The sequence below is a fragment of the Streptomyces sp. MMG1121 genome (genome assembly GCF_001280015.1).
GTDB lineage: Bacteria > Actinomycetota > Actinomycetes > Streptomycetales > Streptomycetaceae > Streptomyces.
This window is the reverse complement of sequence record NZ_LGDV01000118.1, coordinates 73312-88060: the sequence shown is the minus strand read 5'-3', so window position 1 is coordinate 88060 and position 14749 is coordinate 73312. Positions and strand designations below refer to the sequence as shown.

Genomic DNA, 14749 nt, shown 5'->3' with positions numbered 1-14749 from the left:
GAAGAGACCTCCGTGGCTGAACCGGCCGATGACCATGCCCACCGGCTCGCGCAACGGGTCGTCGGCCGCGTGGCGGAAGGGGCGGTGGTGAGCTTCACGCGGGCGGTGTTTCCCGCGCTCACCCCTCCAGGTCCACCCGGACCGTCAGCAGGTCCGTGCCGAAGGCCCGTACCGCCACGCTGTTGAGGCGGGGCAGGGTGCGCAGGCGGGCCACCGGGTCGTCGTCGGGCAGCAGGTGCGCGGTGCCGTGGTGCCAGCGGCCGGAGATACGGACGCGGACCCTGGGGTCGGCCTGGATGTTGCGCACGTACTGCGACGCGTGGCCGAACTCGGAGACCAGCCAGAAGGACGTGCCGACCCGGCGCCCGCCGACCGGCGTCTGCCGGGGCAGGCCGGAGCTGCGGCCGGTGGTCTCCAGCAGGACCTGGAACGGCAGCCGCCGGTTGAGCGGGTTGGCGAGGTGCCGCTGGAAACGGGTCACGAGGCGGTGCTTGAGGTCGCTGCGGCCTGCCATCTCTCCTGCTCTCCGTGCCGTGCCGGGCGCATCTCGGGTGGATGCCGTGGCAGCAGTGTAGGGGGCTGGTGCGGCACGAACCGGGGCACGGACGGGGCGTGTTAGCCTCCACGGCTGTCGTCATCCATGTGCAACGGGGGAGCCTGATGGGCACGTCTTCGGACGGTTACACGGTCCGGTCCGGTGTGTCCGGGCAGGCGACGGAACTGGACGGTGCGGGCGACGACGCGGGACACATACACCAGGCGATCCTTCGCGACGCGCGTTGCGCGCGGGACGCCCTGGGCGGCCCCGAGGCGGCGGCGGCGTTCGACGCGTTCGCCGCGGCCTGGCTGGACGACGCGTCTACGCTGCGGTCGGCGCTGCACGAACTCGCGGGCAGGGTACGCCTCGCCAAGGGCGCGTACGCCGGCTCCGACCACACCGTGGCGACGCGGACCGAGTCCGTGACCGTCGGCGGCGACGGAGTGACCACGATGCCGACGCCGGTGGGGGACGAGTACGTCACCACCATGCCGGTCCACGCCGACCGTCCGTCGGTCCTGAGGACGTACTGAGGGCGGCCCGGTCATGGGATTCCTGGACCTGAACCCCTGGGGCGCCCTGGACACCCCGGCCGGCCGCCGCTCCTGGCTGGCCGGGCTGTGCACGAGCATTCCCAGGGCCGCGGACAAGAACGATCTCCTGGACCAGATCGACGACGCGCTCCTCGCCCGCGCGCCGGTCGGCGACACGGCCACGCTCGAATCGCTCGGCAAGCGCTACCGCGACCAGGTCGACAAGGCCGGCGACCTGCACGACCGCACGAACAGGGTGGCCAGGAAGGGCCTGCCCGAGGTCTGGGTCGGCGACACCGCCGTCCTCGCCTCCGACGGCGTGGCCGCCGCCGCCCGCGCCGCGACCAGGATGGCCGACGCCTTCCAGGGCGGCGCCAAGGCGCTGCACGCGCTGGCCGACGCGCTCGGCGCCGCGAAGAAGCAGGACGCGGACGGCCGCGCCAGGATGCGGCAGGCCCAGCAGAGGCTCGGCCCCCCGGACAGCTTCTTCGACCTCGGCGACATCGTCGAGACCGACCAGGAGAAACAGGAGAAGAAGGCCGCCCTCGCCGCCGACCGGACCCTCGCCGCCGACGGGGTCGACCTGATGCACAAGGCGGCAGTCACCGCCGACGACGCCGTCCGCGCCGCCGCCCGGGACCTGAACAAGTGGGCGGCCGAGGCACGCGCCGGGAAGATGCACACCGGACAACTGTCCGCCGTGGACCGGATGATGCTCGCCGACGCCGACGGCAGGGCCGGCGCGCCCGACTACAACGAGATCCTCACGGCGGGCGACCTGGAACGCTCCGGCCGGGCCATGGACGCGCTCCCGCCCGCCGACCGGGCCCGGATGGACCGGCTCCTGGCGGGCGCGAAGACCCCGCAGGAGAAGGCGTATCTGATGAAGGCCCTCGCCGCGGGCCACGGTGTCGACGACATCCAGACGTTCGACGGCAAGATCCACGGCAAGGACCCGGCCTGGCTGCAGCGGCATCTGACGCCGATCGTCACCGACGGCGACAGCCTGGGGGACGAGGGGACGAACCCCGTCAGCGGCGCCAACCTGAACACGCAGCTGCAGGACTTCGAGGGCCAGGAGTGGGCCCAGGGCGGAGACGGGCAGGGGAACACCTGCGTCGCCTCCTCCACCGTCACCGCCCGCGCCCTGGTCGATCCCGTCTACGCCCTCTCCCTCACCGGCGGCCCCAGCGGCCAGGAGAACGACCCGGACGCCTTCCGGCGGCGCCTGGTGGCCGAGCAGAACCGGGTGCACCAGGAGGGGCACGGCGGTGCCGACGGCATGCGCCAGAAGGGCAGGACCGAGGTCTTCAACAAGGAGATCAGCCCGGAGACCGGCAGCTCCTACGAGAGGCGGGAGGTCCCGGACCCCGATTCGCGGCGCGACGTCCTGCCGCAGATCGAGAAGGCGGTGGCGGACGGCAAGCCGGTGCCCATCGGCGTCCAGGGACAGGACGAGACCGGCAGGCCGGTCGCGCACGCCATGATGATCGTCGGCCAGCAGGGCGACAAGCTGGAGATCTACAACCCGTGGGGCAAGACCACCTGGGTCAGCGAGAACGACTTCGTCAACGGGGGCATGGCGAAGGCCAGTGACCATGACTATGCCGACGCCTACGAGGTCCACCTGCCCCAGGGCTGAGGCTTGTACGTCGTGACCGTCACCGTCCGCTGAACCAGTGCCCCGGACCGCAAGCGAGGCCCTCATGTCCCCAGCCCCCGACAGCCGCACCGACGACGAGGTGCTGGCCGCCACCGACGTCACCCTGCTGCTGCGCTACGGCCTGGCCCAGGACGCCTTCCGCACGGCCCTGTTCGGCGACGGCGCCATCGCCGCCGCGGTCACCCTCGACCGGCTCGGCGTCGTGCCGCGCTCGCTGGTGTTCGTCGCCGAGATCGTCCGGGCCGGCGGTCTGGCCTACGCGGCGGCGTTGCGAGAGCCGCTGCCGTCCCCAGCGCCCGCCGAACTCCTGCGGGACTGGCTGACCGGCGCCGCGCAGACCGCGACCACCGCGGAGGCCGAGACCCGCGCCGCCCGCTGGCTGGAGGCGGTGGCCGAGATCGTCGCCCGGCGCCGCGCCACGCGCGAAGGCACCGCCTAGTGCGGGGAGCGCCCGCACGGCGGAGGGGGCGCGATTCCTCCGCCCGCGCAGTGGGCACGTGCGGCCTTCGAAGACGCACCGGAAGACGCACCGAGTGCCCTGTGGCGGTCCGCGCGGGCCTGCGGGTCCGACGAGACCGCCCTGGAGGCGCACCCGCCGCTGCCCCGATGCGCCATCGGGTCATCCCGCTTCCGCCGGGCCGCGCGATCCGCCGGGCGTCGTGCGCCGAAGCGCCCGGTCCGCCAGCCAGTTGCCGTGGAAGCCGAACGGCACCCGGGCGGGCAGATGGATCGTGGCGACCGGCGCCGCCGCGAGGTCGTCGGCGGCCAGCACGACCAGGTCGCTGCGGTCGGTGGCGGCGTCGTACACGTAGGTGAGGAGCCAGCCGGGGCCGCCCGGTGTGTCGTCGGCGGGAGCGAAGGCGGCCTCGCCGGGGGTGCGGCCGGGGCCGAAGTCGTGCGCGGTGGCGACGGCGGAGGACAGGTCGTAGCGGACCAGCGAGGTGCCGCTCGTCAGGTGCCCGTGTCCGGCGGCGAGGCCGGTCAGCCGGTCGTCGACGCGCGGGAACTCGCCCGGCCGGTCGTCGCACTGCTCCTCGTGGACCGTGCCGGTGGCCGGGTCGACGGTCCACTTCCACAGCACGGCCCGCGTCGGCCGGGTGCCGCCGTCCGCCTTACGCCGCCACAGCTCCGGGTAGCGCATCACGTGCAGCACGAGGGTGCCGTCCGGCGCGTCGTGGGCGTTGAGGATGTGGAAGACGTAGCAGGGGTCGACCCCGAACCAGCGGACCTCGCCGTGCGGGTCGGCGCGGCGCAGCACGCCGAGCCGGGCGCCGTAGCCGTCGTCCCAGCGGTACGGCATCGTGCCGCCGGCCAGGGCGAGTCCGGCGTCGAAGACGACCGGCAGGTCCATGAAGACGACGTGCCCGGCGGTGAGCGCGAAGTCGTGCAGCATGGTCGGGCCCGGCACCTCGATCGGTCTGCTGAGCACCAACTCGCCGGTGGCGTCGGCCCGGTGGTAGGTGAGGTGGGTGGACTCCAGCATGCCGTAGCCGAAGAAGTGCAGTTCGCCGGTGGTCGAGCAGGTTTTCGGGTGGGCGGTCATCGCGGTGGTGAGGCGGCCGTCGAAGTCGTACGGGCCCTTGGTGCCCAGGTCGGGGGTCAGCTCGTGGGGCAGGGCGGTCTCGACCAGGGCGAGGGTGCGGCCCGCGTGCCGGACGACGTGGGTGTTGGCGGGGCCGGCGGCGAGGTCGCGGCGGCCCCGGTCGTCGTACAGCCGTGCCGCTCCGGTGAGTTGGCCGGTGCGCACCCAGCGGTTGCGGTAGGAGGCGGCCCGCCCGCCCTCCAGGCGCACCCCGTGGACCATGCCGTCGCCGAAGAACCAGTGTCCGGAGGCGGCGTCGGCCGGGTTCGGGCCGTTGCGCAGATACCAGCCGGTCAGCTCGGGCGGAATGGTGCCGGTCACCGGCAGGTCGTGCGCGGTGAGTTCCTCGGTGACCGGGGCGTAGTTGCCGGACAGGTGCCGGGGCGCGGTGGTCATCGGGCGACGTGTCCGGCGGCGGCCCGGGCCTTTGCCTGGACGTGGGCGACGTAGCGGACGGTGAAGACCATCGGGACGACGAAGCCGGCGATCTGGACGAGGGTCGCGGGCATGGTGTGGGCGTGCCCGGCGTGGTCCAGGACGGCGAGGGCGACGGCCGTGACGGCGAACGCGGCGGTCCATACGGCGGTGATGATCACGTTGGTCCGGACGAACGGCTTCATGGTCCAGTACTCGCGCGGGGTGGTGCGCTTGGCGATGCCCAGGGTGAAGGGCCTGCCGACGGCCAGGGACGCTGCGGCGATGACGGCGAGGGTGCCGGAGGAGAGGGCGGCGGAGTAGTCGTGCACGCCCGAGTGCGGGTCGGTGAAGGCGATGGCCGCGAGGACCGCGAAGAAGACCGCCGAGCCGGCCTCGATGACCAGGGCGTCGAAGCCGGCCCCGGCCCGCCTCTGCTGGGCGATGAGGACCACGGCCACCGCCAGGGCGGCCAGGGAGCCCCACTGCCAGTCACCCGACGGGACGGCGGCGAAGACGATCCACGGCAGGAAGGTGCGCAGGTAGGACATGGGATTCCCCCGGTCGGTCAGAGTTCCGAATTCCTGTTTCGACATGTCAAAAGTAGAAGGTCGAAGTTCGACATGTCAACACTGGAAGGTAGGGTGGGGGCATGAGCCTCAAACACGCACTGCTCGGTCTGCTCTCGGACCGCCGCGCCAGCGGCTACGACCTGCTGAAGACGTTCGAGACCTCATTGGCCAACGTCTGGCCGGCGACCCAGAGCCAGATCTACACCGAGCTGACCAAGCTGGCCGGCTCCGGGCTGATCACGGTGGCCGCCGAGGGCCCGCGCGGCCGCAAGGAGTACGAGATCACCGACGAGGGCATGGCGGAGCTGCGCCACTGGCTGACCGAGGTCGCGCCCCAGCCCGTCACGCGCAGCGACGTCCTGCTGCGCGTCTTCTTCCTCGGCGTGCTGCCGCCCGAGCAGGCGCGCGCCTATCTGACCGAGCTGATGGACATGTCCCAGTCGGGATACGACCAGCTGCGTCGGCTGCACGACTCCATCGACTGGAGCGACGGCAGTCTCTCGGTCCACGGCCGCATCGCCCTGGAGTACGGTCTGCGCTTCAACGCGATGCGGCGGGAGTGGGCCGAGTGGGCGGCGCAGCAGATCAAGTAGCCCCGAGGAAGACGGGGTTGGTGAAGGCGGCCAGTGCCCCCGGCACCGGCCCGAGCGCCGTCTCGTGCCGCACCTCGGCGCGCACGTACGCCGCGTAGGCGGGCGTCGTACGCCACTCGAAGGTGCCCGCGCCCGACACCGGCAGCGGATCGCTGGTGTACAGCACCCCCTGGTCGGTGACGAACCGCACCGAGCAGCGCGGGGCGCCCGAGACCTCCAGCCGTACGGTCACCGGCGTGTCGGCGGCCACCTCCAGCCGCTCGCCGATGCCCGCCCGCTGCCCGCGCCCGCCCGTCACGCTGAAGCCGAGGGTGACGTTCTTGGACTCGGCCACGTACGAGCGTCCGGCGCGGATGCCGGCCTGGATCGCCTCCCGGGTCAGGTCGTCGGCGAGGACGACCGTCTGGGGCATGCCGACCGCGTCCGGGTCGCGGTGGGCGTCGCTGTTGCCCATCGCCGGGAGCCAGGCCCGTCCCTGCCGTACGGCGGCGACGAGGGTGTTGTCCCACTCGGCCAGCGTCGCCTCGTCGTCAGGCGTGTACGGGCCGTTCCACACCTCCACGGCGTCCGCCTCGGCGAAGCCGAACTTCCAGCCGCAGCCGACGCAGGTGGCGTGCGGGTGGGCGGGGACGACCAGGCCGCCGGCGCGTCGGACGTCCCGGGCGAAGCGGGCCCAGCGGTTGTCCCGGGCGCGGTAGCGCCAGTCCACGAACGTGCCGGGCTCGGTGCCGAGCGCCACCACGTGGCCGTTGCGGGTCGTGATCTCCTCGCCGAGCATGATCAGCAGGTCGTCGCCCGCCTGGTCCGCCCAGTGCGGGTGCGAGGAGTGGGTGTTGTGGTCCGAGGAGTTGATGAAGTCCAGGCCCGCCGCCCGCGCGAGGGCCGCGATCTGGGCCGGGGTCCGGCGGCCGTCGGAGTACCAGGAGTGCAGATGACAGTCGCCCCGGTACCAGGCCCGGCCCCGGCCCCTCGCCCGCGACGGCGGATACACCGGCCGCGGGGTCTCGCCCGCCCGGCCGTAGGTCAGGGTGATCGTCAGCTCGTACGTCAGCCCCTGTGGCGCCACCGTGTAGGGGCCCAGCGCGACGTACCAGGTGCCCTCCCGCACCGGGCCCGGGATGTACCCGGGGGTCGCGTCGTCGGCCCGGACGAAGAATTCGGTACGCGCCCCGCCCGACCAGCCACGGAAGCCCCGGCCGCCCAGTTCGGTGCCGTGCTCGTCGAAGAGGCCGATGTCGAGCGCGTTGCCCTGGGTGCCGGCCGGGACCGAGGGCTTGTCGTAGGTGTAGGAGACCTTGATCTCCTGGACGCCGGAGGGGACTTCGACCGGTACGTACACGAAGTCGGGGGAGCCGGGCGGCAGCGTGCCGCCGGCCGTCCGGGTCTCCTGGCGCTGACCGTCCGCCGCTGCGAAGCTCACGCTTCCCAACGTAAGGGCAGCGGCGGCGCCCGTCACGAACAGCGCGCGTCTGCCGATTCCCTGGGCCTGACCGTGCGTGTCGTCACACATGGTGGCCATGCTCCTGTCCCGGTGTGAACTCCCGTGAAAGGGGAAGGGGTTGGCGGACGGGGGTTGGCGTACGACTGTATGTCATGCGCGCGACATTCCCATGCGGGGGCCGAGTAATGCCGACCAGTCGGTATGGACACGTGGATTCCGGCCCGGTACAGATGGGACATGCGTATCGCCGTCACCATCTTCCTCACCGACGAGACCATCGCGCCGGTACGGCTCGCCCGCGAACTCGAACAGCGCGGCTACGCCGGTCTCTATCTGCCCGAGCACACCCACATCCCCGTCGAGCGGACCACCCCGTACCCGGCCGGCGGCGACCTGCCCCGCGAGTACGGCCGCACCCTCGACCCCTTCGTCGCCCTGGGCCAGGCCGCGGCCGTGACCGGGCGCCTCGGCCTCGGTACGGGCGTCACCCTGGTCGCCCAGCACGACCCCATCGCCCTCGCCAAGCAGATCGCCACCCTCGACCACCTCTCCGACGGCCGCTTCACGCTCGGCCTCGGCTACGGCTGGAACGTCGAGGAGGCCGCCGACCACGGGGTCGACTGGCGCACCCGCCGGGAGCTGGTCCGTGACCGGGTGCGGCTGATGCAGGCCCTGTGGTCCGCGGAACCGACGTCCTACGCGGGCGAGTTCGGAGGCGTCCGGGCCGGCCACGCCCACCCCAAGCCGGTACAGAAGCCGCGGGGCCGGGTCGTCGGTCCGCGCACCCTCGTCGGTGGCGCCGCCGGGCCGAAGCTGTTCGCCCACATCGCCGAGTACGCCGACGGCTGGCTGCCGATCGGCGGCCGGGGCCTTTCCGAGTCCCTGCCGGTGCTGCGCTCGGCCTGGGCGGACGCGGGCCGCGACCCGGCCGCGCTCCAGGTCGTCCCGTACGCGGTCCTGCCGGCCCCGGGCAAGCTCGCGCACTATGCCGAGCTGGGCATCGAGGAGGTGGTGCTGCAACTGCCGTCGGCGGGGGAGGCGGAGGTGCTGGGCGTGCTGGACGCGTACGCCGAGTACGTGTGAGCGAACCCGCACGCGGCACCGCACAGTGATCCCCGGGACGTCCCCCGACCTCGTTGAGCTGGCGGAGCCCGAACGTATGCTCAAAGAATGACGACTTCCGCGACCCCCGGAACCGGCCCGACCGAGAACTCCATGCGTCGCGCCCTCAAACGCGCCCGGGACGGCGTCGCCCTGGACGCGGCCGAGGCGGCGGTGCTCCTCCAGGCCCGCGGCGAGGCTCTCACGGACCTCGCCGCGTCCGCCGCCCGGGTGCGGGACGCGGGGCTCGCGGCGGCGGGCCGGCCCGGTGTCATCACGTACTCGAAGAGCGTCTTCATCCCCCTGACCCGGCTGTGCCGGGACAAGTGCCACTACTGCACCTTCGTCACGGTCCCCGGCAAGCTGCGCCGGGCCGGCCACGGCATGTTCATGTCCCCGGACGAGGTGCTGGACATCGCCCGCAAGGGCGCCGCGCTCGGCTGCAAGGAAGCCCTCATCACCCTCGGCGACAAGCCCGAGGACCGCTGGCCCGAGGCGCGCGAGTGGCTCGACGCGCACGGCTACGACGACACCATCGCCTACGTCCGCGCCGTCTCCATCCGCATCCTGGAGGAGACGGGCCTGCTGCCCCACCTCAACCCGGGCGTCATGACCTGGACGGACTTCCAGCGGCTCAAGCCGGTGGCGCCGTCCATGGGCATGATGCTGGAGACCACCGCCACCCGCCTGTGGTCCGAGCCCGGCGGCCCGCACCACGGCTCCCCGGACAAGGAACCGGCCGTACGGCTGCGGGTGTTGGAGGACGCGGGCCGTTCCTCGGTCCCCTTCACCTCCGGCCTGCTGATCGGCATCGGCGAGACATACGAGGAGCGCGCCGAGTCCCTCTTCGCCCTGCGCAAGGTCTCCCGCGCCTACCACGGCGTCCAGGAACTGATCATCCAGAACTTCCGCGCCAAGCCGGACACGGCGATGCGCGGCATGCCGGACGCCGAGCTGGACGACCTGGTCGCCACGGTGGCCGTCGCCCGGCACATCATGGGACCTTCGGCGTGCCTTCAGGCCCCGCCGAACCTGGTCGACTCCGAGTACGAGCGGCTGATCGGCGCCGGCATCGACGACTGGGGCGGGGTCTCGCCGCTCACCATCGACCACGTCAACCCCGAACGCCCCTGGCCGCAGATCGAGGAGCTGACCGAGAGGTCGGCCGCCGCGGGCTTCGAACTTCGCGAACGCCTCTGCGTCTACCCGGAGTTCGTCCGGCGCGGCGAGCCCTGGCTGGACCCGCGGCTGCGCCCGCACGTCGCCGCCCTCGCCGACCCGGAGACCGGGCTGGCGCGCGAGGACGCGGTGGTCGAGGGGCACCCGTGGCAGGAGCCGGAGGAGGCCTTCGTCCCGACCGGCCGCACGGACCTGCACCGCACGATCGACACCGAGGGGCGCAGCGCCGACCGGCGTGACGACTTCGACGAGGTGTACGGCGACTGGGAGGCGCTGCGCGAGGCGGCCGTGCCCGGGATGGCGCCGGAGCGCATCGACACCGACGTACGGCAGGCGCTGCGCACCGCGGCCGACGACCCCACGAAGCTGACCGACGCCGAGGCCCTCGCCCTCCTGCACGCGGACGGGCCGGCGCTGGACGCGCTGTGCCGGGTCGCGGACGACGTGCGCAGGTCGGCGGTCGGCGACGACGTGACGTACATCGTCACCCGGAACATCAACTTCACCAACGTCTGCTACACCGGCTGCCGCTTCTGCGCCTTCGCCCAGCGCCGCACGGACGCCGACGCGTACACGCTGTCGCTGGAGCAGGTCGCCGACCGCGCGCAGCAGGCCTGGGAGCTGGGCGCGGTCGAGGTGTGCATGCAGGGCGGCATCCACCCCGACCTGCCGGGCACGGCGTACTTCGACATCGCGAAGGCGGTCAAGGAGCGGGTGCCCGGTATGCACGTGCACGCCTTCTCGCCGATGGAGGTGGTGAACGGCGCCACCCGGACGGGGATGTCGATCCGGGAGTGGCTCGCGGCCGCCAAGGAGGCCGGGCTGGACTCCATCCCGGGCACGGCGGCGGAGATCCTGGACGACGAGGTCCGCTGGGTGCTGACCAAGGGCAAGCTGCCGACGGCCACCTGGACCGAGGTCATCACGACGGCCCACGAGCTGGGCATCCGCTCGTCCTCGACGATGATGTACGGCCATGTCGACCAGCCCCGCCACTGGCTCGGCCACCTGCGCACCCTGGCCGGTATCCAGCGCGAGACGGGCGGCTTCACGGAGTTCGTGACGCTGCCCTTCATCCACACGAACGCGCCGGTGTACCTGGCGGGCATCGCACGCCCGGGCCCGACGGTGCGGGACAACCGGGCGGTGACGGCGATGGCCCGCCTGCTGCTGCACCCCTGGATCCCGAACATCCAGACAAGCTGGGTCAAGCTGGGCGCGGAGGGGGCGGCGGAGATGCTCCGGTCCGGTGCGAACGACCTCGGCGGGACCCTGATGGAGGAGACGATCTCCCGGATGGCGGGCTCGTCGTACGGCTCGTACAAGTCGGTCCGCGACCTGATCGCCGTGGCCGAGGCGGCCGGCCGCCCGGCCCGGCCGCGCACCACGCTCTACGGCGAGGTCCCCGCGGAGCGGCAGCGGGCGGCCGAGGCGTCCGACGGGCACCTGCCCGACCTGCTGCCGGTCCTCGACTGACGGCGGACTGAGTACGATGATCCGACCCCGGACCTGAGACGGGGCCCCGTAGCGGAGGAGATGCGTACCCGTGGCTGCCCGACTGCCCTCCTGGGCCTGGGTCACCGGCCTGACGGCGGGAGCGACCGCGGCCGTCGTCGCCCTCGCGGTACAGGCGAACCACGGGCCGCATCCCGCGGCCGCCGTGGCCGGGCCGAGCCCGTCGGCCTCGGCGAGCGCGCACGGGTCCGGTACCCCGCACACCGCAGCACCGCCCGCCCTGCCGGACGCGTCGGGCCAGGGCCGGCGGATCGTGTACTCCGTCGGGGAGAAGCGGGTGTGGCTGGTCGACGCGACCGGCAAGGCCTCCCGCACGTTCACGGTGTGGCCGGGCACGGTGGGTCCGCAGCCCGGCCGCTACTCGGTCACCCTGCGCATCCAGTCCCTGAAGGGCTCGGACGGCGTGGAGATCGAGCACGTCATGTACTTCACCAAGGTGTCCGGCGTGAACATCGCCTTCTCCAACGCCCTGGACGGCTCCTCGCCGCCGCCCGCGGACGGCAAGAAACTGGGCGGCATCCGCGTCCACAAGGACGACGGAGCCGCCCTGTGGGCCTTCGGCGATCAGGGAACCGGCGTCACGGTCGTCAACTAGCCTCCCCCGCGATGTCCGCCCCGGTCTGCGTCCCGGGCTCCGCCTGCCGGACGGCCAGCAGGTTGACGATCAGCGCGACCCCGCTCAGCACCAGCACGCGGGTGGCCGCGTCCTCGCCGTTCCAGGTCTTCGACTGCCACATCGAGAACCACTCACCGCCGATCGCGATGAACCCGGCACCGAAGAGCAGCACCAGCATCAGCAGCCCGTAGACGGACACGCGCCGGGCGAGGTCGGTTTTGCGCCGCGTCCACAGATACGTCCCGCCGATGAGGACGAGCGCGGCCACCGTCTCCCACACGATGATCAGGACGTAGGCGGTGTCCTGCAGGGCGGTACTGGTGATGGCCCGCCACATCAGATCGTGGTCCTTGAAGGTGGTGTCCATCGCCAGTACATGCCGGACGAACTGCTGGTTCGTACCGAAGTCGGTGATGTTCCCGAGGGCGACCAGGGCGATGTAGAGGGCGAGTATGCCGGTGAGCACGCCGGCGGCCAGACTGAGGCTGGAGTGACGCGTGGGGGTGGTGGTCATGGCTGGATTCTCTCCCGACCGAAGCCGGTTTCTCGCGTGGGCATTGCGCCAGAATGAAGGGGCGGGCTGTCGGGGAGGGACGTACGCATGACGCGGGAACGGCCGTCGATGCAGGATCTGATCGGGCGGCGCAGACGGGCGGGTTTCGTCGGCCGTGGCGATGAACGGGCCGTGTTCCGGGCCAATTTGGAAATCTCGCCCGAGGACGAACGCCACCGCTTCCTCTTCCATGTGCACGGCAACTCGGGTGTCGGGAAGACGTTCCTGGTCAGGGAGCTGGAGCAGATCGCGCGCGCACGCGGGGCGTTGACGGCGTACGTCGACGAGAGTGTGGGCAGCGTGCCCGAGGCGATGGCCGCGCTCTGCCGTCAACTCGCGCAACAGGGCCACCGGTTGAAGAGGATGGAGGAGGCGCTGGTCGCCCACCGGGAGCGGCGGCACGAGGCGGAGGCCGAGGCGGCCGCCCTGGAACCCGACCCCCAGGGCCCCTCCCCGCTGACCACGACCGCCGTCCGGCTGGGCATGGCGGGCGTCGGCGTGCTCGTCCCGGGCGCCGGGGCCTTCGTCGGCGCGGTGGACGCGGGCCAGCTGGCGGACGGCGCGGCCCGTCTGAAGGCCCGCCTGAGCGCACGCTTCCGCAACCAGGAGGACGTGCAGCTGGTCCTGTCGCCCGAACGGGTCCTGACCCCGAAACTGCTGGACGAGCTTGCGGACGTGACGGCGTCGGTCCCCTGGCTGGTCCTGTTCTTCGACACCTACGAGCGCACCGGCCCCTTCCTCGACGGCTGGCTGCACGAGCTGATGACCACCGACCGGTACGGTGCCCTGCCCGCCAACGTGCTCGTCGTCACGGCCGGGCAGCGCCTCTTCGACACCGGCCGCTGGGGCGGCTTCGCCGACTTCATGACCGATCTGCCGCTCGGCCCGTTCACGGAGGCGGAGACGCGGGGACTGCTCGCGGACCGCGGGGTGGTGGCCGAGCCGGTGATCGCGGAGGTGCTGCGCCTGTCGGGCGGTCTGCCGGTGCTCGTCTCCACCCTCGCCGAGGCCCGCCCCGCCGACCCGGACGACGTGGGCGACCCGAGCGCGACGGCGGTGGAACGGTTCCTGAAGTGGGAGCCGGACCCCGTACGCCGGGCGGTGGCCCTGGCCTGCGCGCTGCCCCGGCGGCTGGACGCCGACGTCTTCCGGGCGGCGGCGGACTGCCCGGAGGACGAGGCCGACGCCCTGTACGACTGGCTGCGGGGCATGCCGTTCGTCGGCGAGCGCGGCGAGCGGGTGCAGTACCACGACGTCGTACGGGCGCCGATGCTGCGCCTCCAGCGCCGGCGCTCGCCCCGGGGATGGGCGCGACGGCACGGACGGCTCGCGGAGACCTTCGGCGCCTGGCGCCACGAACGCCAGGCCTTGCGGGCGCGCTACGCGGACTGAGCGGCGAAGTCGAGGAACTCGGTCCAGGCGACGCCGGTGACGGCGAGTTGGGCGCGGTGCTTGTCCTTGGAGTCGCGGATGTGGATGGTGGCGGGGGTTATCGCCACTTCGACGCAGTCGGGGCCGTCGTTGCTGCTGTAGCTGCTCTTGAACCACATCAGCGTCGAGGTCATGTCTCTTCTCCCAGTACTTTCTTGATGAAGGCTTGCGACTCCCGAGGGGAGAGAGCCTGCGAGCGGATCATTCCATAGCGCATCTCCAGGATCTGTACTTCCCGGGGATCACTCACAAGACGACTGTGCAACTGGACCTCCAGGTGCCCCAAGGTCTTGCCGTTCTGGAGTTTCAGCAACCGGAAAGGACCGGCCATGCCCGCGTGCTCCTCGTCACGGTCAGTGGGCATCACCTGGATCTCGACGTGCCTCAACTGCCCGATCTCCAACAGGTGTTCGAGCTGCTTGCGTAACACCATTTTGCCCCCGATGGGGCGCCTCAGCGTCACCTCTTCCTGGACAAAGGTGATGAGCGGTCGAGGCGTCCGATCGAAGACGGTCTTTCGAGCCATGCGTGCTGCGACGAGGCGCTCGATCTCCTCCTCGGCGTAAGCCGGCCGTCGCATCACGTACAGGGCCTGGGCGTACTCCGGTGTCTGCAACAGGCCATGGACGTGATGGTTCGAGTAGGCCCCCATCTCGGCGGTTTCGTCCTCCAGCTTGGCCAGATCCCGAACACTCTTCGGATACCGGGCCTTCTCCACGTCCTCCTTCATCGCGGACAACTTCCCGCCCGCGCCGAGTACTTCATCGGCGGCGTCGAGGAAGTCCGGCTTGGGAGACCGTCGCCCGCGCTCCACGGACGAGACCATCTCCTCGCTGTACTTGATCCGTGCCCCGAGCTCTCCCTGCTTCATTCCGGCGGCCTCCCGCCAGAACTTGATCTGCCGTCCGACCACCTTGAGCACGGCCTCGGCCTCTTCGTCCTCCACGTTGCCCCCTTGCGACGTACGGGCCGTACGACCACACCCGGCCTCCGGACAGTCACGCTGCGTACCGTGGTC

The 14749-nt window shown here is 71.9% G+C and carries 14 protein-coding genes and 1 pseudogene; 8 read left to right on the top strand and 7 right to left on the bottom strand.

Going from position 1 to position 14749, the window contains the following annotated elements; translation table 11 throughout:
- Window positions 1-118: 118 nt before the first annotated feature.
- Window positions 119-514, bottom strand: a complete 396-nt coding sequence (locus ADK64_RS11470) for a nitroreductase/quinone reductase family protein (protein ID WP_053657754.1) — start codon at window positions 512-514, stop codon at window positions 119-121.
- 146 nt (window positions 515-660) lie between these two features.
- On the opposite strand from ADK64_RS11470, the gene ADK64_RS11465 reads away from it, so the two are divergent.
- From ADK64_RS11465 to ADK64_RS11455, 3 genes are all read left to right on the top strand, one after another.
- Window positions 661-1071, top strand: a complete 411-nt coding sequence (locus tag ADK64_RS11465; RefSeq protein ID WP_053657752.1) for a hypothetical protein — start codon at window positions 661-663, stop codon at window positions 1069-1071.
- Between the two features lie 13 nt (window positions 1072-1084).
- The gene (locus ADK64_RS11460; RefSeq protein WP_053657750.1) at window positions 1085-2713 is read left to right on the top strand and encodes a hypothetical protein; all 1629 of its coding nucleotides are present in this window, start codon (window positions 1085-1087) and stop codon (window positions 2711-2713) included.
- 64 nt (window positions 2714-2777) lie between these two features.
- Window positions 2778-3173 carry a hypothetical protein gene (locus ADK64_RS11455; protein ID WP_053657749.1) on the top strand — a complete coding sequence of 132 codons (396 nt, stop codon included), beginning with the start codon at window positions 2778-2780 and terminating at the stop codon, window positions 3171-3173.
- 180 nt (window positions 3174-3353) lie between these two features.
- Here ADK64_RS11455 and ADK64_RS11450 read toward each other — a convergent pair whose 3' ends face one another.
- Together ADK64_RS11450 and ADK64_RS11445 are read right to left on the bottom strand one after the other, a co-directional pair.
- The gene (locus ADK64_RS11450; RefSeq protein ID WP_053657747.1) at window positions 3354-4712 is read right to left on the bottom strand and encodes a carotenoid oxygenase family protein; all 1359 of its coding nucleotides are present in this window, start codon (window positions 4710-4712) and stop codon (window positions 3354-3356) included.
- Window positions 4709-5326 carry a hypothetical protein gene (locus ADK64_RS11445; protein ID WP_234384538.1) on the bottom strand — a complete coding sequence of 206 codons (618 nt, stop codon included), beginning with the start codon at window positions 5324-5326 and terminating at the stop codon, window positions 4709-4711. The genes ADK64_RS11450 and ADK64_RS11445 overlap by 4 nt, the downstream gene beginning before the upstream one ends.
- Window positions 5327-5382: 56 nt before the next feature.
- Between ADK64_RS11445 and ADK64_RS11440 the strand changes: the two genes are divergently transcribed.
- Entirely contained in the window at window positions 5383-5895 is a 513-nt protein-coding gene (locus ADK64_RS11440) for a PadR family transcriptional regulator (RefSeq protein WP_053657743.1), read from the top strand.
- On the opposite strand, the gene ADK64_RS11435 is transcribed toward ADK64_RS11440, so the two are convergent.
- Entirely contained in the window at window positions 5888-7405 is a 1518-nt protein-coding gene (locus ADK64_RS11435; RefSeq protein WP_053658222.1) for a CehA/McbA family metallohydrolase, read from the bottom strand. The genes ADK64_RS11440 and ADK64_RS11435 overlap by 8 nt on opposite strands.
- 168 nt (window positions 7406-7573) lie before the next feature.
- Between ADK64_RS11435 and ADK64_RS11430 the strand changes: the two genes are divergently transcribed.
- The 3 genes from ADK64_RS11430 to ADK64_RS11420 all read left to right on the top strand — a co-directional run bounded on the left by ADK64_RS11430 (window position 7574) and on the right by ADK64_RS11420 (window position 11726).
- Window positions 7574-8419 (top strand): LLM class F420-dependent oxidoreductase, encoded by an 846-nt coding sequence (locus ADK64_RS11430; RefSeq protein WP_053657742.1) that lies wholly within the window; start codon window positions 7574-7576, stop codon window positions 8417-8419.
- Between the two features lie 87 nt (window positions 8420-8506).
- Complete coding sequence (locus ADK64_RS11425; protein WP_053657740.1) at window positions 8507-11092, top strand: bifunctional FO biosynthesis protein CofGH; 2586 nt, start codon at window positions 8507-8509, stop codon at window positions 11090-11092.
- Between the two features lie 70 nt (window positions 11093-11162).
- Complete coding sequence (locus ADK64_RS11420) at window positions 11163-11726, top strand: hypothetical protein (protein WP_053657738.1); 564 nt, start codon at window positions 11163-11165, stop codon at window positions 11724-11726.
- On the opposite strand, the gene ADK64_RS11415 is transcribed toward ADK64_RS11420, so the two are convergent.
- Complete coding sequence (locus ADK64_RS11415) at window positions 11719-12261, bottom strand: DUF2165 domain-containing protein (RefSeq protein ID WP_053657736.1); 543 nt, start codon at window positions 12259-12261, stop codon at window positions 11719-11721. The genes ADK64_RS11420 and ADK64_RS11415 overlap by 8 nt on opposite strands.
- Window positions 12262-12348: 87 nt before the next feature.
- On the opposite strand from ADK64_RS11415, the pseudogene ADK64_RS11410 reads away from it, so the two are divergent.
- Window positions 12349-13674, top strand: a pseudogene (locus ADK64_RS11410) (ATP-binding protein); the annotation flags it as partial.
- Between the two features lie 5 nt (window positions 13675-13679).
- Here the strand turns inward: ADK64_RS11410 and ADK64_RS11405 are convergent.
- Both ADK64_RS11405 and ADK64_RS11400 read right to left on the bottom strand, forming a co-directional pair.
- Window positions 13680-13865 carry a DUF397 domain-containing protein gene (locus tag ADK64_RS11405; protein WP_053657734.1) on the bottom strand — a complete coding sequence of 62 codons (186 nt, stop codon included), beginning with the start codon at window positions 13863-13865 and terminating at the stop codon, window positions 13680-13682.
- Window positions 13862-14677: a helix-turn-helix domain-containing protein gene (locus ADK64_RS11400; RefSeq protein WP_053657732.1), complete on the bottom strand. Its 816-nt coding sequence runs from the start codon at window positions 14675-14677 to the stop codon at window positions 13862-13864. Before ADK64_RS11400 ends, ADK64_RS11405 begins: the two co-directional genes overlap by 4 nt.
- Between the last annotated feature and the right edge of the window lie 72 nt (window positions 14678-14749).

Bases quoted from the DNA above. Each gene is read 5' to 3' on its own strand.
- ADK64_RS11470 (WP_053657754.1), bottom strand. From the start codon at position 514: ATGGCAGGCCGCAGCGACCTCAAGCACCGCCTCGTGACCCGTTTCCAG.
- ADK64_RS11465 (WP_053657752.1), top strand. From the start codon at position 661: ATGGGCACGTCTTCGGACGGTTACACGGTCCGGTCCGGTGTGTCCGGG.
- ADK64_RS11460 (WP_053657750.1), top strand. From the start codon at position 1,085: ATGGGATTCCTGGACCTGAACCCCTGGGGCGCCCTGGACACCCCGGCC.
- ADK64_RS11455 (WP_053657749.1), top strand. From the start codon at position 2,778: ATGTCCCCAGCCCCCGACAGCCGCACCGACGACGAGGTGCTGGCCGCC.
- ADK64_RS11450 (WP_053657747.1), bottom strand. From the start codon at position 4,712: ATGACCACCGCGCCCCGGCACCTGTCCGGCAACTACGCCCCGGTCACC.
- ADK64_RS11445 (WP_234384538.1), bottom strand. From the start codon at position 5,326: ATGTCGAAACAGGAATTCGGAACTCTGACCGACCGGGGGAATCCCATG.
- ADK64_RS11440 (WP_053657743.1), top strand. From the start codon at position 5,383: ATGAGCCTCAAACACGCACTGCTCGGTCTGCTCTCGGACCGCCGCGCC.
- ADK64_RS11435 (WP_053658222.1), bottom strand. From the start codon at position 7,405: ATGTGTGACGACACGCACGGTCAGGCCCAGGGAATCGGCAGACGCGCG.
- ADK64_RS11430 (WP_053657742.1), top strand. From the start codon at position 7,574: ATGCGTATCGCCGTCACCATCTTCCTCACCGACGAGACCATCGCGCCG.
- ADK64_RS11425 (WP_053657740.1), top strand. From the start codon at position 8,507: ATGACGACTTCCGCGACCCCCGGAACCGGCCCGACCGAGAACTCCATG.
- ADK64_RS11415 (WP_053657736.1), bottom strand. From the start codon at position 12,261: ATGACCACCACCCCCACGCGTCACTCCAGCCTCAGTCTGGCCGCCGGC.
- ADK64_RS11405 (WP_053657734.1), bottom strand. From the start codon at position 13,865: ATGACCTCGACGCTGATGTGGTTCAAGAGCAGCTACAGCAGCAACGAC.